This is a genomic window from Thermoanaerobacter sp. A7A, assembly GCF_000445185.1.
In the GTDB taxonomy this organism is placed as follows: Bacteria; Bacillota; Thermoanaerobacteria; order Thermoanaerobacterales; family Thermoanaerobacteraceae; genus Thermoanaerobacter.
Genome location: NZ_AVAF01000024.1, coordinates 1 through 17,859, shown reverse-complemented (window position 1 = coordinate 17,859; position 17,859 = coordinate 1). Strand labels below are relative to the sequence as shown.

Annotated in this window: 19 protein-coding genes and 2 pseudogenes; all 21 read left to right on the top strand. The window is 36.2% G+C overall.

The genetic code is table 11. The features are described from left to right. Positions 1-243 precede the first annotated feature (243 nt). The 21 genes and pseudogenes from ytaF to M663_RS0101530 all read left to right on the top strand — a co-directional run bounded on the left by ytaF (position 244) and on the right by M663_RS0101530 (position 17,709). Positions 244-867, top strand: coding sequence for a sporulation membrane protein YtaF (gene ytaF / locus M663_RS0101630; RefSeq protein WP_009052523.1), 624 nt, complete (start codon positions 244-246; stop codon positions 865-867). Positions 868-1,363: 496 nt separating this feature from the next. Continuing rightward, a complete protein-coding gene (eutM, locus tag M663_RS0101625; RefSeq protein ID WP_029687728.1) occupies positions 1,364-1,645 on the top strand; it encodes an ethanolamine utilization microcompartment protein EutM in 282 nt (93 codons plus the stop codon). 36 nt (positions 1,646-1,681) lie between these two features. Then, the gene (gene pduB, locus M663_RS0101620) at positions 1,682-2,479 is read left to right on the top strand and encodes a propanediol utilization microcompartment protein PduB (RefSeq protein WP_029687727.1); all 798 of its coding nucleotides are present in this window, start codon (positions 1,682-1,684) and stop codon (positions 2,477-2,479) included. Between the two features lie 63 nt (positions 2,480-2,542). Next, positions 2,543-4,207 (top strand): propanediol/glycerol family dehydratase large subunit, encoded by a 1,665-nt coding sequence (locus M663_RS0101615; protein ID WP_029687725.1) that lies wholly within the window; start codon positions 2,543-2,545, stop codon positions 4,205-4,207. Between the two features lie 33 nt (positions 4,208-4,240). Next, positions 4,241-4,930: a propanediol/glycerol family dehydratase medium subunit gene (locus M663_RS0101610; RefSeq protein WP_029687724.1), complete on the top strand. Its 690-nt coding sequence runs from the start codon at positions 4,241-4,243 to the stop codon at positions 4,928-4,930. Then, positions 4,920-5,444 (top strand): diol dehydratase small subunit, encoded by a 525-nt coding sequence (locus tag M663_RS0101605; RefSeq protein ID WP_003870139.1) that lies wholly within the window; start codon positions 4,920-4,922, stop codon positions 5,442-5,444. The genes M663_RS0101610 and M663_RS0101605 overlap by 11 nt, the downstream gene beginning before the upstream one ends. A gap of 20 nt (positions 5,445-5,464) precedes the next feature. Further along, entirely contained in the window at positions 5,465-7,279 is a 1,815-nt protein-coding gene (locus M663_RS0101600; RefSeq protein WP_029687721.1) for a diol dehydratase reactivase subunit alpha, read from the top strand. Next, positions 7,276-7,641 carry a glycerol dehydratase reactivase beta/small subunit family protein gene (locus M663_RS0101595; protein WP_003870141.1) on the top strand — a complete coding sequence of 122 codons (366 nt, stop codon included), beginning with the start codon at positions 7,276-7,278 and terminating at the stop codon, positions 7,639-7,641. The genes M663_RS0101600 and M663_RS0101595 overlap by 4 nt, the downstream gene beginning before the upstream one ends. 22 nt (positions 7,642-7,663) lie before the next feature. Continuing rightward, a pseudogene (locus tag M663_RS15800) lies at positions 7,664-7,903 on the top strand (BMC domain-containing protein); the annotation flags it as partial. A 331-nt stretch (positions 7,904-8,234) separates the two neighbouring features. After that, positions 8,235-8,894: a phosphate propanoyltransferase gene (locus M663_RS0101585; protein WP_003870143.1), complete on the top strand. Its 660-nt coding sequence runs from the start codon at positions 8,235-8,237 to the stop codon at positions 8,892-8,894. A 35-nt stretch (positions 8,895-8,929) separates the two neighbouring features. Further along, entirely contained in the window at positions 8,930-9,766 is an 837-nt protein-coding gene (gene eutJ, locus M663_RS0101580) for an ethanolamine utilization protein EutJ (protein WP_029687720.1), read from the top strand. 6 nt (positions 9,767-9,772) lie between these two features. After that, entirely contained in the window at positions 9,773-10,588 is an 816-nt protein-coding gene (locus tag M663_RS0101575) for a flavoprotein (protein WP_003870145.1), read from the top strand. 38 nt (positions 10,589-10,626) lie between these two features. After that, positions 10,627-10,929 carry a EutN/CcmL family microcompartment protein gene (locus M663_RS0101570; protein WP_029687719.1) on the top strand — a complete coding sequence of 101 codons (303 nt, stop codon included), beginning with the start codon at positions 10,627-10,629 and terminating at the stop codon, positions 10,927-10,929. Further along, entirely contained in the window at positions 10,926-11,927 is a 1,002-nt protein-coding gene (locus tag M663_RS0101565) for a cob(I)yrinic acid a,c-diamide adenosyltransferase (RefSeq protein WP_029687718.1), read from the top strand. The genes M663_RS0101570 and M663_RS0101565 overlap by 4 nt, the downstream gene beginning before the upstream one ends. Before the next feature lie 14 nt (positions 11,928-11,941). Then, the gene (locus M663_RS0101560; RefSeq protein WP_029687717.1) at positions 11,942-13,342 is read left to right on the top strand and encodes an aldehyde dehydrogenase family protein; all 1,401 of its coding nucleotides are present in this window, start codon (positions 11,942-11,944) and stop codon (positions 13,340-13,342) included. 46 nt (positions 13,343-13,388) lie between these two features. Continuing rightward, positions 13,389-13,610, top strand: a pseudogene (locus tag M663_RS15035) (aquaporin); the annotation flags it as partial. A 68-nt stretch (positions 13,611-13,678) separates the two neighbouring features. Next, a complete protein-coding gene (locus tag M663_RS0101550; protein WP_029687715.1) occupies positions 13,679-14,221 on the top strand; it encodes a BMC domain-containing protein in 543 nt (180 codons plus the stop codon). Positions 14,222-14,225: 4 nt separating this feature from the next. Beyond that, on the top strand, positions 14,226-14,567 hold the full coding sequence (locus M663_RS0101545; RefSeq protein WP_003870151.1) for a BMC domain-containing protein: 342 nt from the start codon (positions 14,226-14,228) through the stop codon (positions 14,565-14,567). A gap of 12 nt (positions 14,568-14,579) precedes the next feature. Further along, positions 14,580-15,029, top strand: a complete 450-nt coding sequence (locus M663_RS0101540; protein ID WP_003870152.1) for a EutP/PduV family microcompartment system protein — start codon at positions 14,580-14,582, stop codon at positions 15,027-15,029. Between the two features lie 15 nt (positions 15,030-15,044). Beyond that, positions 15,045-16,259, top strand: a complete 1,215-nt coding sequence (locus M663_RS0101535) for an acetate kinase (protein WP_009052517.1) — start codon at positions 15,045-15,047, stop codon at positions 16,257-16,259. A gap of 280 nt (positions 16,260-16,539) precedes the next feature. Then, positions 16,540-17,709: an iron-containing alcohol dehydrogenase gene (locus M663_RS0101530; protein WP_009052516.1), complete on the top strand. Its 1,170-nt coding sequence runs from the start codon at positions 16,540-16,542 to the stop codon at positions 17,707-17,709. Positions 17,710-17,859 lie beyond the last annotated feature (150 nt).

The following is a 17,859-nucleotide window of genomic DNA, read 5'->3' as shown; positions in this document are numbered from 1 at the left end:
GATTTTCATTAGGTGTTGCATTTAATATTGCAATTTATAAATATAATTTTGTTAAAAGTTTCAGAGAAAAAATAGAAAGCTTTTAAAAGATGAAAATGAAAAATTTCATATTAAAATAAATTATTTCCAAAATTTATAATTTTATCAAGATAAAAACCAGGAGTATCTTAAAAATAACCATTTTTAATGTTAATCAACAGTGCCATTTTTTAAATTAATTCGATAGAAAGGAATGTATAAAATATGAAATGGCTAATTATTTTAGGCCTTGCAATATCAGCAAGCATAGACAACTTTGGTGTAGGCCTTTCTTATGGCATACGAAATATACGAATAAGTTTTTTCTCTAATGCTATTATCGCAATAATAGCTTTTTTGTTCAGTATATCTGGGATTATCTTTGGCAAATGGTTAAATTCAGTACTGCCTGGGTCACTTTCTATTTTTGTAGGGGCTTTTTTGCTGTTTATAATCGGACTTAGAATTATTTTACTAGCCGTACCTCGCAAGTCAGTTAACAAAAAGGTAAGACAGTCAAAATATAATTCTATAAAAGACATTTTAGAAAGTCCCGAAATTGTAGATTTGGATAAATCAGGAGAAATCAGTTTGATTGAAGCAATTCTTTTAGGAATAGCCCTTTCAGCAAATGCTCTTACCAACGGTTTGGGTGCAGGCATTTTAAGCTTTTCTCCTTTTACTATATCATTAACTACATCAATTGGAAGCTTTATTTCTGTTTGGGTAGGTGTAAAATTAGGAAAAAGAGTTGCGGAAATACGGATAGGTTCTTTTACACTTAGTCAGTTTGGAACACTGATAAGTGGTATTATTTTACTATTTATAGCAATTAGTACTTTGTTTTAATTGACAATATTAAATTAACGTTATTCCATTAATATTAATAATTTTTTAATAAATGAAATAAGATGTTTTTTAGTGCTTTTTTCTTATGTCCCTTATTACAAAGGGATTTTTTTACATTTAATATATATATTTTTTCATTAAAATAATGCGAGGACGCCAATTAATAGTCAAAGAGATCTATTAGATACTAGTTATAAAGTTTCTAGTTTTTAATAAATATATAATTTTATGTATAATTTCTGTTAACGCGATGTTAAATTTCTATGCAAAAGATTAGAACTCATTCTGGTGGGATGTCAAAAAAGAACATCTAGAAGTCAAAAAAATTCTATTACAGTTATAATACTTAATTAGTAATTTTTTCTATAAAATTAATTCATCTATTTATTACAGTGGATATGTCATTTTTATTAAGAGGTAATTTTGTTATTAAGGCGAATTATAAATAAAGAAAAATAAAATATTAAAAAACAAACTATTATGGAGGTGTCTTTTAATGACAGGTGAAGCATTAGGAATGGTAGAAACAAGAGGATTAGTACCAGCAATTGAAGCTGCAGATGCGATGGCAAAGGCAGCAAACGTAAAACTAGTTGGTTATGAAAAAATAGGGTCAGGATTAGTAACTGTAATGGTAAGAGGAGATGTAGGGGCGACTAAGGCTGCTACTGACGCAGGGGCAGCAGCAGCAAGAAAAGTTGGTGAGGTTGTATCTGTCCATGTAATTCCAAGACCTCACGCAGATGTTGAGAAGATTCTTCCTAAAGCTGAAGAGTAAAAATTTTATGTGAAAGAAAGGAGGTACTAGGATAATATGGATGAACAAGTAATCAAAAAAGTAGTCGAAGATGTATTGAAAAAAGTAGGAATAGAGCAAAAAGAAGAAAATAAAGCAAATAGAGGAGAGCCAGTAATTACAAATCCAGGCTTGACTGAATTTGTAGGTACTGCACTAGGTGACACAATTGGATTGGTAATTGCAAATGTGGATGCTTCTTTGCATGAGAAAATGGGAATTGACCCAAAGTATCGTTCTATAGGAATAATTGGTGGTCGTACAGGAGCAGGACCACAAATAATGGCTGCGGATGAAGCAGTAAAAGCTACAAACACAGAAGTAGTTGCTATTGAATTGCCAAGGGATACGAAAGGTGGCGCTGGACATGGGAACCTTATCATCTTCGGTGCAGAAGAAGTCTCGGATGCAAGAAGAGCAGTAGAGGTTGCATTGAAAGAGCTGAGACGCACCTTTGGCGATGTATATGTAAACGAAGCTGGACATTTAGAATTCCAGTATACTGCAAGAGCAAGCTATGCATTGCAAAAAGCATTTGGAGCTCCGTTAGGAAAGGCATTTGGATTGATTGTGGGAGCACCAGCTGCAATTGGAGTATTATGCTGTGATACTGCTGTAAAGGCAGCAGAAGTAGAAGTTATTGGCTATGCTAGTCCAGCAAAAGGTACCAGTATGGCAAATGAGGCGATATTATTTATTTCAGGAGATTCTGGAGCAGTGAGACAAGCTATTATTGCTGCAAGAGAAGTGGGATTGAAGCTTCTAAGTACACTTGGAGAGGCACCAAAATCTCTGAGTGGTGAACCTTATATTTAACTCATCCATATATCTAACTTCGCACGATAGCGAAACAAATTTGAAAGAAAAGAGGGAGTGAGAATGAGGTCTAAGCGATTTGAAGTATTAGCTAAAAGACCTGTGAATCAAGACGGTATTATAGCAGAATGGCCAGAAGTAGGCTTGATTGCTGTAAACAGTCCTAATGATCCTAAACCAAGCATTAAAATAGAAAATGGTAAAATTGTTGAAATGGATGGTAAAAAACGCGAAGAATTTGATATGATTGAGCAGTTTATCGCAGATTACGCAATCAACATAGAAATGGCTGAAAAGGCTATGGGGATGGATAGCCTAGAAATTGCAAGGATGTTGGTAGATATAAACGTTCCAAGAGAAGAAATAGTAAAGATTGTATCAGGCTTAACACCTGCAAAAGTAGTGGAAGTTGTCAACCACTTGAATGTTGTTGAGATTATGATGGCTATACAAAAGATGAGAGCAAAAAAGAGACCAGGTAGCCAGGCACATGTTACAAATTTACGCGATAATCCAGTGCTTATTGCAGCAGATGCAGCAGAAGCAGCATTACGTGGATTTGATGAGCTAGAAACGACAGTAGGAATAACAAGATATGCACCTTTCAACGCCTTAGCATTACTAGTTGGTTCTCAAACAGGACGTGGTGGAGTGCTTACACAAGATGCGTTAGAGGAATCATTTGAGTTAACGATTGGTATGAGAGGCTTTACTTCCTATGCGGAAACCATTTCTGTGTATGGCACAGAGCAAGTATTCGTAGATGGCGATGATACTCCATGGTCAAAAGCATTTCTTGCTTCTGCATATGCTTCAAGAGGGTTGAAGATGAGATTCACTTCAGGAACAGGTTCTGAGTGTCAAATGGGATTCGCAGAAGGGAAATCAATGCTTTACCTTGAAGCACGCTGTGTGATGATAGCAAAAGGTGCAGGAGTTCAAGGATTACAAAATGGTTCTATAAGTTGCATTGGTGTTCCAGGTGCCGTACCAGGGGGCATTAGAGCTGTTGCTGCTGAGAACCTTATCACAATGATGGAGGATTTAGAAGTTGCATCTGGTAATGACCAGACATTCTCTCATTCTGATATCAGAAGAACGGCAAGAACATTATTGCTAATGTTGCCAGGTACCGACCTTATCTTCTCAGGATATAGTGCTGTACCAAACTATGATAATATGTTTGCAGGTTCTAATTTTGATGCAGAGGACTTTGACGATTATCTCATGTTGCAGAGAGATCTGATGGTAGAAGGTGGAGTAAGTCCTGTGACAGAAGATGAGGTTATTGCTGTAAGGAACAAGGCAGCAAGAGCTTTACAATCGGTATTCAAGAAGTTGAATCTGCCGCCTATTACAGATGAAGAAGTGGAAGCAGCAACATATGCGCATGGTTCAAAAGATATGCCTCCAAGAGATGTCAATGCAGATCTCAAAGCTGCAACAGAACTCATGGAGAAAGGGCTAACAGGTCTTGACGTTGTAAAGGCATTAGCGGAAAGTGGATTTACAGATGTAGCAGAAAATGTGTTGAACATGCTCAAACAGAGGATAGCAGGTGATTATTTGCAGACGTCAGCTGTTTTGGATAAAGACTTTAACATAGATTCGGCTGTAAATAATTCAAATGACTATAAAGGCCCTGGTACAGGCTTCAGGCTTTCAAAAGAGAGATGGGAGCGAATCAAGAATGTACCACAAGCGCTTAAGCCAGAAGATCTAGCCTGAAGAGTTTGATAAATAAAGGGGGATAGTGTAAGAATGGTTAAAACAGAATCATTGGTTGAGCAAATTGTAAAGGAAGTTTTGAAAAAGTTGGAAAATGTTGAAATTGCAGCTCCAGCGACACAATCATCAGATGATGCAAATCAAGAATGGGAAATGATAATTGAGGAGATAGGGGAAGCAAAACAAGGTGTAAATGTGGATGAGGTTGTAATAGGGGTTTCTCCTGGCTTTTATATAAAATTTAAGAAAAATATCATTGGTATACCACTGGGTAATATCCTTCGCGAAATAATATCAGGAATTACAGAACAAGGATTAAAAGCACGAATAGTAAGAGTGAAACACACAGCTGATGTTGGGTTCATTGCCCACACAGCTGCAAAACTTTCGGGGTCGGGAATTGGAATTGGTATTCAATCACGAGGTACGGTTGCTATTCATCAGAAAGACTTACAACCTTTGAACAACCTAGAACTTTTCCCACAATGTCCAGTTTTGACTCTAGAAACGTATAGAGCAATTGGAAGAAATGTTGCACTGTATGCCAAAGGCGAATCTCCTGCACCAGTTCCTGTACAAAACGATCAAATGGCAAGGCCTAAATACCAGGCAATAGCTGCAGTAATGCATAATTTTGAAACCAAATATGTGCAAACTGGTGCTAAACCAGTAGAGTTAAAGGTGTCTTTTGCTAGAAAAGGGGGGAATAAGAGTGATAGATGAAAAGACCCTTGAAATAATAGTACGAGAAGTATTAACCAACTTGACAAGTGATAAAGGAACACAAAATCAGCAAAAAACGGCAAGCTCTTCTTTGCCAAAGTTAGATCCTAAGAGAGATTATCCACTTGCGAAAAATAAACCTGAATTAGCGAAAAGTATAACAGGCAAGACAATAAATGAAATAACACTTCAAGCTGTAAGAGAAGGCAAAGTATTACCAGATGATCTTAAGATTTCACCAGAAACCTTGTTAGCTCAAGCAGAAATAGCTGAAGCAGCAGGGAGAAAGCAACTAGCAAATAACTTTAGACGTGCAGCCGAGCTTACAAAAGTGCCTGACAAAAGAATTCTTGAAATTTACAATGCGCTGAGGCCTTATCGTTCTACTAAAGAAGAATTGTTAGCGATAGCTGATGAACTTGATAATGCATATGGGGCGAAGGTGTGTGCAGCCTTTGTAAGAGAAGCTGCGGAGGTGTATGAGAGACGTGGTAGGTTAAAAGGTATGGAATAACATGGGTGGAGGAGACAAATATGATCATTGCAGGTGTAGACATAGGGAATAGCACTACTGAGGTAGCGTTAGCAAAAGTGAACGGGGACGAAATAAGGTTTTTAGCGAGTGGTATTTCAAACACGACGGGTATTAAAGGAACGCCTCAAAATGTTGAAGGTGTTCGACATGCTTTAGAAGATGCTGTAAGAAAGGCCAATTTAACTATTAAAGATATAGATTTGCTGAGAATAAATGAAGCTACACCCGTTATTTCAGATATTGCGATGGAAGCTATTACTGAAACAATAATCACAGAATCTACAATGATAGGTCACAATCCCACAACTCCGGGAGGGGTGGGGCTGGGGATAGGTATTACTATCCCCATCTTTGAATTAGAAAAATGTAAACACGGGGAAGAAGTAATTGTAGTGATCCCTAAAAATGTTGATTATGAAGATGCTGCAAAGATTATAAATAATGCTTTTTCCAAAGGAGTAGAAGTAAAAGGAGCAATTGCACAAAAGGATGACGGAGTTTTAATTGCCACTAGACTTCAAAGAAGGATTCCAATTGTTGATGAAGTAAAACAAATAGAGAAAGTTCCAATAGGAATGTTAGCATGTGTGGAAGTGGCGGAACCTGGATACACAATTAAAACTCTTTCAAATCCCTATGGAATAGCATCGGTTTTTAATTTGACGGCAGAGGAAACCAAAAATATTGTACCGGTAGCAAGAGCTTTGATAGGTAACCGATCAGCAGTAGTTATAAGGACTCCAAAAGGAGAAGTTCAGGAAAGGAAAATACCGGCAGGAACCCTAATTATAAAGGGAAACAACAGAACCTTTACTGTAGACATTGAAGAAGGTGCAGAGGCAATCATGAGTGCAGTAGAAAGCACATGGCCACTTGTAGATGCGAAAGGGACTCCGGGTACTAACGTTGGAGGCTTAATTGCAAGGATAAAAGAAACCATGGCAGATGTGACAGGGCAAGACAGTTCTAATATTCAAATTCAAGATGTGCTTGCAGTAGATACCTTAGTGCGGCAAAAAGTAAAAGGCGGAATTGCAGAGGAATTTTCATCTGAAAATGCAGTGGCACTTGCTGCAATGGTAAAAAGTTCAAAATTACCAATGGAAAAGGTTGCTCAAAAAATAGAACAGGAAATTGGCATTGCTGTTGAAATAGCAGGAATTGAAGCAAATATGGCCATCATAGGTGCACTTACTACACCGGGTACAGAGTTGCCATTAGCAATACTTGATTTAGGAGGAGGTTCTACTGATGCGGCTTTAATGACTAAAAACGGGGAAGTGAAAAGCGTTCATATGGCAGGCGCAGGAGAAATGGTTAATATGTTAATAAAAACAGAACTAGGGATAGAAGATAAATATTTGGTAGAAGATATAAAGAAATATCCGGTATGTAGAGTAGAAAGCTTATTTTCCATTCGTTTAGAAGATGGAACAGTAAGATTTTTCAAAGAACCATTAGATCCAAGAACATTTGCAAGAGTGTGCTTATTAAGAGAAGATGGGCTTTTACCATTACCACCAGAGTTGAACATGGAAAAGGTAATAAATGTCCGACGAAATGCAAAAAGAAAAGTTTTTGTTACTAACGCATTACGTGCTCTTTCAAAAGTAGCTCCTGCAGGTAATATTCGACTAATAGACTTTGTGGTAATGGTAGGAGGATCAGCATTAGATTTTGAAATCCCAGAAATGATTTCTGATACATTAGCAGGTTATGGTATTGTAGCGGGAAGGGGTAATATAAGAAATGTAGAAGGACCACGAAATGCGGTAGCAACAGGATTGGTTTTGTCGAGGTGTAAAAGGAAATGAGTAAGGATGAAATAAAAAAACCTGTAGTACTTATATATTGTGATACAATAGAAGGAACAAACATATATTTAAAGAAAATTTGCGAAGGTTTAGAAGAAGAAGGCGTACCCTTTCAAATCCAACAAGTAGAAAAGGTTGAAGATTCTGTAGAGGTTTTAGCACAAAACGCTTCAAGAAATTCTAACTTAGGAATTGGGATTGGGGTTTTGAAAAATGGAGATTGTGCATTGCTGCAGAGACGTTTACCACCCAACTTGCCTATTCAGACGCTGAGAGGAGAAAAGTACGATCCCAATTTGTATAGAAATATTGGTATAAATGCAGCCAGGTTAGCCAAAAATTTACCATTAGTTTTTGCGTAAGAAAGTGAGGTGGAGAGGTGGTATGAGTGAAGCCATAGGATTAATAGAAACAGTAGGGCTTGTTGCAGCAATTGAAGCCGCTGATGCAGCAGTTAAAGCAGCCAATGTAAAACTAATAGGTTACGAATTAGCTAGAGGTAGTGGTCTTACAACAGTAAAGATAAAAGGAGATGTTGGAGCTGTGAAAGCAGCAGTAGAAGCTGGCAAAGCAGCGGCTTTAAGGGTAGGCAAAGTTTATGCAGTTCATATAATACCTCGGCCTGATAAGCAGGTAGGATTTATTGTGGGAGAAGAAAAAAACCTTACTTTATTGATGCCAGTTATCGAGAAAGAGGAAAAAGAGAAAAACGATTCTGAGCCAAAGATAAAAGTAACAGAAGGAGAGACAATAGAGAAAAGAGAAATAGAACAGAAATTTGAGAAAGAGGATAAAAGTGAGGCTAAAGAAGAAACTGGAGAAGTAGAGGAAGAAGATGATAAGGAAGGAATGGCATATACGTGCAATCTCTGCAAAGATCCTGGATGTCCACGTAAAAAAGGTGAACCACGTACACTGTGCATTCATTACAACGAGCTAAAAATGAGGTGATATGATGGACTGCCTCAATATTGAAGAACTTACCCGGATTATAATAAAAGAAATTAGGGATTATGAAGAAAAAGAAGGAGTTAAAAGTAGAAGGAAAATAGAAGTACCAATAAATGTATCAGCAAGACATGTTCATTTAAGCGAAGAACACATGGAAGCTTTATTTGGCAAGGGTTATACTCTTACTCCCATAAGAGACTTAATGCAGCCTGGTGAATTTGCTGCAAAAGAAACGGTTATAATAGTAGGACCTAAGGGTATTTTGCCAAGCGTGAGAATTTTAGGGCCAGCACGGAAGAGAACACAGGTTGAAGTTTCCAAAACAGATTGTTATACATTGGGAATAGAAGCTCAGGTGCGAGATTCAGGGAATCATGAAGGTACTCCTGGATGTATCATTGTAGGGCCAATGGGTGCGGTTAAACTTGAAGAAGGTGTAATTGTTGCCATGAGACATGTTCATATGCCAAAAAATTTAGCAGAAAAGATAGGAATAAAAGATAAAAACTTGTTAAAGGTAGAAGTAGGTGAGGAAAGGAAATTGATATTTGAAAACGTCCTTGCACGAGTTTCAGAAAAATTCGTATTAGAAATGCACGTAGATACTGATGAAGCAAACGCAGCAGGAATTAAGAACCAAGCAAAAGGGTATATCTTACTATAAGGAGGAAAACTGATTTAAAAGGGAGCATTAAAGAGATGGATACAAAAGTTGTACCTAAAATATCTGAAAAGATATGTGAGAAATTTGCAAATATTATAAACAAAAAGCCTCAAAAAAAAGGTAAAGAATACAAGATAGGGGTTGATTTAGGAACAGCAAATGTAGTTGTAGCAGTGCTAAATGAGAATAATGAACCAGTTGCAGGGGCAATGAAGAGTGCCCAGGTTGTAAAAGATGGTGTAGTAGTAGATTTTGTGGGGGCAAAAGAGATAGTGAAGAGAATGGTAGATTTCCTGAATGAAGAGTTAGAAGGGAAACTTAGAGTTGCGGCATGTGCTATTCCTTCTGGGACAGGGGAAGGAGTGTCAAAAGCAACAAAATATGTCGTAGAAGAAGCTGGTTTAGAAGTAATAAAGGTGGTAGATGAACCAACCGCAGCTGCAAAACTGCTAGAAATTATGGATGGTATAGTGGTGGATATAGGAGGAGGCACAACAGGAATTTCTGTATTGAAGGATGGGAAGGTCGTATATGTTGCAGATGAGCCTACGGGAGGTACGCATTTTACACTTGTACTTGCGGGACATTTCAACATCAGTTTTGAAGAGGCAGAGAAAATAAAACTAGATGTCCAAAGGCAGAAATTGCTGACTCCTATTTTAAAACCATGCATGGAGAAAGTAGCTGAAATTATAAAAAGGCATACTTTTTCTTTTGACAATATAGATACTATTTATCTAGTAGGAGGAGCAAGTGCATTGCATGGTTTGAAAGAAGTAGTAGAAAATACGACAAGGAAAAAAGTGATAGTCCCTCAGTATCCTATTTTTATAACTCCATTAGGCATAGCTCTTTCCTGTGAGAAGGGGTGAATTTAAATGAGTGATATTTCAATTGAAATGATAAAAAGAATAGTAGAGGAAGTTGTAAAAAAGTTTCTTTCAAAAAAAATTCTTGTAGTTTTTACTGGTGGAAAAGTAAATTTTGATATATCGCTAGACGAGCTGAAAAAAATAAAAGAAAACAGTATGGTAGAATATACTCTTGTATTTTCTAGGGCAGCGTCGCAAATTTTTAACAAAAAAATGATCTCTGACCAGCTTGAGAGTGTGGAGGTTATTGAAGAAGGTGAAGCTATAAACGCAAGAGAATGTGTTCAAAAACATAACATGGTCATTTTTGCAACCTTGACAAGAAATACTGCTTCAAAAATATCCCATCTTATTTTAGATACCCTTCCAACTCAAATTGCAATTAATTGTGTATTATCAGACGTTCCAATAGTGGCAGTAAGGGATGCTGCAGATCTAAACGTAGAGACGTGGAGAGAGTTAGGTTTTTCGAATTTCCCACCTGCTTTAAAAAATTCTTACGACAAGATTTTCAAAGACATTGAAAGCTATGGGATAGAACTTTGTAATTCATTTGAGCTGGCAAAAAAAGTACTAGGTTATCTTAATAGTAATAGCTTTTCAATTGCAGAAAAAATAAATAAAGAAGAAAAAAGCAAAAGGGAAAATTCTTACTATAATGGAGCGAAAAATATCAGATTAGAAAAGAAAATAATAACTCGAGAAGATATAATAGGGTTAAAAGGGAAGATAGATACAATTGAGATAGCAAAAGACTCAATAATAACACCGTTGGCAATGGACTTTATCCGTGACAACCAATTAAAAGTTATAAAAACATAATCTAAAAAGTAAGTAAAAAGTAAGGCGGTGTGGGTAAAGTGCAATTAGCAAAGGTGGTAGGAAGTGTAGTTGCAACAAAAAAGAATGACTTTTTAATAGGGACAAAATTATTAATAGTACAGCCTATGAAGTTTATTAACAAAGCAGATGAAAAAGAAGAAAGTAAAAATGGTGAACTATTAGTAGCAGTAGATACAGTAGGTGCTGGAATTGGGGAGACAGTTTTGATTGTAAGAGGAAGTACTGCAACGAGAGTTGCAGCGAATGAAAGTGTTCCTATAGATGCGGCTATAGTGGGAATTGTAGATAATATTGAAATAGAAGAGGCGAGCTTGAAATGAGGATATATACCAGAGTGGGGGATAAGGGAGAAACATCTCTAATTGGAGGCAGGAAGGTAGAAAAGTGTGACCAACGAGTTGAAACCTATGGGACAGTTGATGAGGCTATAAGTGCAATCTCGCTGGCAAGGTCGTGTGTAAAAAGGGAACAAGTAAGGGGCTATTTGCAAAAAATAGAAGAAGACTTGTTTATTCTTAACAGTGAACTGGCAACATTAGAGCCTGAAAAACTAGAAGTACGGCTTACTCAAGAAGAAGTTAAATGGGTGGAAAAGAAAATAGATGAAATTACTGAAAATATTAAATTGCCTAGGGATTTTATTTTACCTGGACCTTATTTGTCTTCCTCGTCTTTACATCTTGCGAGAACAGTTGTAAGAAGGGCAGAAAGGGAAGCTGTAAAACTTAAGAGGAGCCAAAATATAAGAGAAGAAATTTTAATGTATCTCAACAGATTATCTGATTTTCTATACTGTTGTGCCTTATTTGAGGAAACAGAAGAAATTATTAAACAGGCAGTAACTGAAATTTCAAAAAGTGTAAAAGAAAGGGTGAGCAATGAAATGAAAGAGGAAAAGATTCTATTTAAGATTGTGAAAGACATTATTCAGAAAGCTCAGGAAAAAGCAGAAGAAATAAGAAAACCTATGTGTATTGCAGTAGTAGATGAATATGGTTATTTAATAGCATTTGAGCGTATGGAAGGTGCCCTGCTAGGAAGTATTGAACTTGCTATTAACAAGGCAAAAACAGCAGTTTTGTTAAAGATGGAAACTTCTGAGCTGCATGAATTAGCTCAACCAAGTGGTGAATTATATGGGATAAATAATGCTAGTAGTTTAAATTTTGTAACATTTGGTGGCGGGATACCATTAAGGTGGGGAGGACGGTTAATAGGCGGGATAGGAGTTAGTGGAGGAAGTGTGGAGGAAGATATTGCTGTAGCAACTTCTTGTGTAAAAGAAATGGAGCACATTTTAGAAATTTTATATAAGTGAGGAGGTCTTGCAAAATGATTGATGAAAATTTGGTAGTTACTATTACAAAAAAAATATTAAATGAAATAAATTTAAAAGAAGCAGAAGAAAAAAAGGAAAAGGATAATCCGGATCTTGGGATTTTTAATGATGTTAACGAAGCAGTAGAATGTGCAAAAGAAGCACAGAAGAAATTTGCACTTATGGACTTGGAAAAAAGGGAAGAAATAATAGCGGCAATAAGAGAAGCGTGTGTAAACAATGCCCGACTATTAGCTGAGATAGCATGTAGTGAAACTGGGAGAGGTAGAGTAGAAGATAAGGTAGCGAAGAATATATTAGCTGCTAAAAAAACGCCTGGTACAGAAGACTTAAAACCAACAGCATGGACGGGGGATAGAGGGCTAACCTTAGTTGAAATGGCGCCAGTAGGAGTTATAGCATCTATAACTCCAGTGACTAATCCAACAGCTACCATTATTAACAATACAATTAGTATGCTTGCAGCTGGGAATGCAGTTGTGTTCAATCCTCATCCAAGTGCTAAAAAGACTTCAAACAAGGCAGTGGAAATAATAAATGAAGCAATTTTAAAAGTAGGGGCACCAAACGGATTAGTTTGCAGTATAAATAACCCCACAATACAGACGGCACAAAAATTAATGGAGCATCCTGAAGTAAATATGGTAGTTGTAACAGGAGGAAAAGCAGTCGTTCAGACAGCTTTGCGATGTGGCAAAAAGGTGATTGGCGCGGGAGCAGGTAATCCACCAGTAGTAGTTGATGAAACTGCAGATATAGTAAAAGCAGCACATGATATTGCATGTGGTGCAAGCTTTGACAACAATTTACTATGTATTGCGGAAAAGGAGATAATCGCTGTTGAGAGAATCGCTGATACGTTGCTTGAAAGAATGAAAAGAGAAGGTGCATATGTATTACACGGTAAAGATATTGACAGAATGACAGAACTAATATTCCAAGGAGGGGCTATAAATAAAGATTTAATAGGAAGAGATGCTCATTTTATCCTATCGCAGATAGGTATCGAAACAGGTAAGGACATAAGATTAGTAGTAATGCCAGTTGATGTTTCACATCCCCTTGTATACCACGAACAGCTCATGCCAGTAATCCCTTTTGTAACAGTACCTACTGTAGAAGAAGCTATAAATCTTGCTGTAAAAGCAGAAGGTGGTAATAGACATACTGCAATGATGCATTCAAAGAATGTAGAAAACATGACTGCATTTGCAAGAGCTATCCAAACTACCATCTTTGTTAAAAATGCTCCTTCATATGCGGGATTAGGGTTTGGAGGAGAAGGATATACAACATTTACCATTGCAGGACCTACGGGTGAGGGTTTGACTTCAGCAAGAACATTTACCAGACAAAGAAGATGTGTGTTAGTTGATGCTTTTAGGATAGTTTAAAGTATAGGCGAAAAATTGAGAGGGGGGAGAAAAACGGTCTCATCTTCCAACTGGTTATGCGATTAATCCAGCCCGTGATTTTGGTCCAAGAGTATTTGCAGCATTAATAGGAGACAAGGCAGCATTTTCTGGAGCTTATTGGCTACTTGTTCCAATAATAGGACCATTAGTAGGTGGTGTATTGGGAGCAATTATTTATGATTACTGCATAGCTCCAAATCTGCCGAAGAAAAGAGAAGAATTAGCGGAAAAAGAAAGTGTAAATTAGAAAAAACCCAAATTTACATTTGATGGAAGATGAGACCGTTTTAAAAGGAGGATTTTTTATGCGGGCGATTGATTGGATTGTTAGAGTTTAAAGAAATAACGAGAGGAGTATACGCAGCTGACGTGATGCTAAAAGCTACTCCTGTAGAATTACTATTAATTGATAATATATGTCCTGGAAAGCTGATTGTGTTGATTGAGGGAGAGGTAAGCGCGGTAAAAAATGCAATATCTAGAGGTAAAGAAGTGTTTAGTGAAGGAGTAATAGAAGAAGTTGTTTTAACAAATCCTCATCCGTCTTTAAGTACGGTATTCCCACGAAAAAAGCAATCAAAAAAGTTGAACTATAATTCAATAGGAATTATTGAAACATTGTCAGTTTCTTCGGCTATAAAAGCTGCAGATAAGGCAGCAAAAGGAGCAAACGTTGAGATAATTGATATTAAAATAGCAAGATTTTTAGGAGGAAAAGCTATAGTTGTTTTAGGTGGTGAAATAAGTGCAGTTAAAGTAGCAATAGATGCAGGAATAAGTGCTGTGCAAAAGGGAAAATTGGTTTCCTCAACTGTTGTTGCTAATATTAACGAAAAGTTATTAGAAATGTGGGTGTAAATAAATGATGGAAGAAAAACAGAGAATCATTCAGGAGTATGTTCCTGGCAAACAGATTACACTTGCTCATATAATTGCAAGCCCTCAAATAGAGTTGTGCGAAAAACTAGGAATAGAGAAAAAAGAAGCGATTGGAATTATGACAATTACTCCAGCGGAAGGTGCAATAATTGCAGCCGATATTGCTCTGAAAACTTCCACAGTAAAGATAGGTTTTTTAGACCGTTTTAGTGGTTCTTTGGTAATTATAGGTAATATTTCAGCAGTGGATGAAGCAATTCATCGAATAATGAATACTCTTGTGAGAGTTTTGAACTTTTCTCCGTGCCCTATAACAAAAAGTTAAAGGTAGAGAGTAATGAGTAAGAAAATAGTATTTGTAGGACCAGTAGGTGCAGGCAAATCTACATTGATAGCAAATCTTAGAAAAAGCGAAAATCATGTTTTAAAGACACAAACTATAACTTATATGGGAGAATTTGTAGATATTCCCGGTGAATATATAGAGATACGAAAATTCAATTATGCAGTTATAAATGAAATCTTAAGTGCCAAAGCAGTGGTTATTGTTCAGGATGCGACAAGCAGTAAAATGGCAGTACCACCTGGTTTTTGCAGTACATTTGAAGGCAAAAAAATCTTTGGAGTAGTAAATAAAATAGATATAAAAGGAGCTAATCCTTTAAAGGGAAAAAAGCTATTACTTGAAAGCGGAGTTAAAATGGAAAATATTATTTTCGTTTCAGCAATAACGGGTGAAGGGATGAAGAAACTGGAAGAAACAATTAACAAAATATTGAAGGAATGAATGGAGGAAGCTTTGATGAAGATATTGGTCCTTAACTGTGGAAGTTCATCTGTAAAATACCAACTAATTGAAACAGATAATGAGTTGGCATTAGCAAAAGGAATTATTGATAGAATAGGTTTGAATGACTCAACGGTAAAATATAGTTCATTAAATGGAGAATGTGCAACTACTGAGCAGATCCAAAATCATGAAGAAGCGATTCAAAAAGTTTTGCAACTTATTACAGATCAATCAATAGGAGTATTAGGCAGCTTGGATGAAATTGATGCTATTGGCCATCGCATTGCTCATGGAGGAGAATACTTTACAAAACCCACCCTTATTGATGAAACATCGAAAAGATTACTTAAAAAGTGCATAGATTTAGCCCCATTGCATAACCCTGCTAATATAAGGGGGATAGAAGCCTGTGAACACAAGATACCTGGCAAACCCAATATAGGAGTTTTTGATACCGCATTTCATCAAACTATCCCAGAATATGCATATTTATACCCTTTACCGTATGAACTGTATGAAAAACACAAGATAAGAAGATATGGATTTCATGGAACTTCGCATAAGTATGTAGCATTAAAAGCTGCAGAATACTTGAATAAAAGAGTAGAAGAGTTGAATTTGATAACCTGTCATTTAGGAAATGGAGCAAGTATCTGTGCTATAAAAAAAGGGAAGTCTTCAGATACGAGTATGGGTTTTACACCTTTAGAAGGTTTAATGATGGGAACACGGAGCGGCTCAATTGATCCTGCAATTGTTATATATCTTATGCAAAAGGGAAATATGAGTGTTGAAAAGGTGAATGAGATTTTAAATAAAAAGTCTGGGTTGTTGGGGATTTCAGGGGTAAGCAATGATCTAAGAGATATATTGAAGGCAGCAAACAACGGAAATCAACGAGCTCAAATTGCTATAGAAATGTTTTGCTATAGAGTAAGAAAATATATTGGTGGATACATGACAACTCTAGATGGAGTGAATGCTATTGTCTTTACGGGAGGAATTGGAGAAAATAGCCCAGAAGTAAGAGAAAGAACTATAATTGGGTTAGAATGGATTGGTATAGAATATGATAAAGAAAAGAATTATAGCCATAAAAAATGCGATCAAATTGTAGAAATAACAAAACCAAATTCGAAAATTAAGGTGCTTGTAATTCCTACAAATGAAGAACTCATGATTGCTAAGGAAACTGCGGAAGTAATGAGCTTTTTTGATAACAAATAATCTTTGTTCTTCCTGTATATATAGTGGATTTAGTGGATTGTAAAACCAAAAAAACAACACAAGAAATTAAAAATACAAAAAGTCAAAGACCAAAAGTAAAAACTTTGCATACCGGCTTATTAGCATTTTTGAGAACATAGTCATCTTTAAACTAAGTATGTTGACTGACTTGTTTACAAAAATTACAGTTATAAACTAGGAGAGTATTCTTATTTATTGATTGAGGAAGGATTGTATTTTCTATAAACTTTAAAAAAGTTTTTGATATGAGGTGATAAATGTGAAAATATTTAAATTCCATATGCCCCCTATAAATTTAATAGGTGTGGGATGTTTAAAAGATGTGGGAAGGGAGATCAAAAAATTAGGTTTTAAAAAAGGAATTATTGTTACAGATAAAGTACTTGTCAGAGCTGGGCTTGTGAATAATGTAATTAGTGTTTTAGAAGAAGAAGGAATAGAATATGTTGTCTTTGATGAAACAAAACCCAACCCTACAATTAAAAATGTAACAAATGGACTTAAGCTTTTGATAGAGAATAAGTGTGATTTTATTATTTCGTGCGGCGGAGGATCAGCTCATGACTGCGCAAAAGGGATAGGCCTCATTGCTAAAGAGAAGAATTTCATTGATGAGGTAGAGCGTCTAGACAAAGTAAAGTGTGGTGGTTGGAATAGTGCATTATTACTGCCCCTAGTTGCTATAAATACCACGGCTGGAACAGGTAGTGAAGTTACTAAATTTGCTATAATTACAGATGAAGAAAAACGTATTAAAATGCCAATTGTGGATTGGCGCATTACACCTCTAATAGCAGTAAATGATCCTCTCTTGATGATAGGTATGCCAAAATCTCTAACAGCTGCAAGTGGCATGGATGCACTAACTCACGCTATTGAAGCTTACATTTCGATTGATGCAAATCCATTTACAGATGCACTTGCTTTGAAAGCTATTGAAATTATATTCAACTACCTTAAAAGAGCGGTAGAAAATGGAAATGATATTGAAGCAAGAGAAAAGATGGCATATGCAGAGTTCTTGGCGGGGATTGCTTTTAATAACGCAGGTTTAGGTTATGTCCATGCTATGGCTCATCAATTAGGAGGATTTTACGATCTTCCTCATGGTGTATGTAATGCCGTATTATTACCTCATGTTTTGGAATATAATCTTGAGGCAGTTCAAAATAAACTTATATATATAGCGAAAGCGATGGGTATAGATGTAGATAAATTAACAACAAAAGAAATAGGAGGCAAAATTATTGAAAGCATAAACCAGCTCTCTCAAGAGATTGGTATACCATCGAGGTTAAAAGAACTGGGGGTAAAAGAAGAAGACATTAAAGAGTTATCGCAAAATGCATTAAAAGATGTATGTGGTTTTACAAATCCTAAAAAGGCAACATTAGAAGATATTATTAATATTTTCAAGTCTGCAATGTAAAAACTAGCATAAAATTTTTAGCGGGAATAAGTTAATTAAATTTTACCTTGCTTCTAAATGCCACAACGCATAGAGTTATAAATAGATTTATAAATAATGAGTAATTAAATATATAGGTGTACAAGTGAATACAAAAAATCTTATGGTCTT

Excerpts from the sequence above, each read along its gene's own strand:
- ytaF (WP_009052523.1), top strand. The coding sequence starts at position 244 with ATGAAATGGCTAATTATTTTAGGCCTTGCAATATCAGCAAGCATAGAC.
- eutM (WP_029687728.1), top strand. The coding sequence starts at position 1,364 with ATGACAGGTGAAGCATTAGGAATGGTAGAAACAAGAGGATTAGTACCA.
- pduB (WP_029687727.1), top strand. The coding sequence starts at position 1,682 with ATGGATGAACAAGTAATCAAAAAAGTAGTCGAAGATGTATTGAAAAAA.
- M663_RS0101615 (WP_029687725.1), top strand. The coding sequence starts at position 2,543 with ATGAGGTCTAAGCGATTTGAAGTATTAGCTAAAAGACCTGTGAATCAA.
- M663_RS0101610 (WP_029687724.1), top strand. The coding sequence starts at position 4,241 with ATGGTTAAAACAGAATCATTGGTTGAGCAAATTGTAAAGGAAGTTTTG.
- M663_RS0101600 (WP_029687721.1), top strand. The coding sequence starts at position 5,465 with ATGATCATTGCAGGTGTAGACATAGGGAATAGCACTACTGAGGTAGCG.
- M663_RS0101595 (WP_003870141.1), top strand. The coding sequence starts at position 7,276 with ATGAGTAAGGATGAAATAAAAAAACCTGTAGTACTTATATATTGTGAT.
- M663_RS0101585 (WP_003870143.1), top strand. The coding sequence starts at position 8,235 with ATGGACTGCCTCAATATTGAAGAACTTACCCGGATTATAATAAAAGAA.
- eutJ (WP_029687720.1), top strand. The coding sequence starts at position 8,930 with ATGGATACAAAAGTTGTACCTAAAATATCTGAAAAGATATGTGAGAAA.
- M663_RS0101575 (WP_003870145.1), top strand. The coding sequence starts at position 9,773 with ATGAGTGATATTTCAATTGAAATGATAAAAAGAATAGTAGAGGAAGTT.
- M663_RS0101565 (WP_029687718.1), top strand. The coding sequence starts at position 10,926 with ATGAGGATATATACCAGAGTGGGGGATAAGGGAGAAACATCTCTAATT.
- M663_RS0101560 (WP_029687717.1), top strand. The coding sequence starts at position 11,942 with ATGATTGATGAAAATTTGGTAGTTACTATTACAAAAAAAATATTAAAT.
- M663_RS0101545 (WP_003870151.1), top strand. The coding sequence starts at position 14,226 with ATGATGGAAGAAAAACAGAGAATCATTCAGGAGTATGTTCCTGGCAAA.
- M663_RS0101540 (WP_003870152.1), top strand. The coding sequence starts at position 14,580 with ATGAGTAAGAAAATAGTATTTGTAGGACCAGTAGGTGCAGGCAAATCT.
- M663_RS0101535 (WP_009052517.1), top strand. The coding sequence starts at position 15,045 with ATGAAGATATTGGTCCTTAACTGTGGAAGTTCATCTGTAAAATACCAA.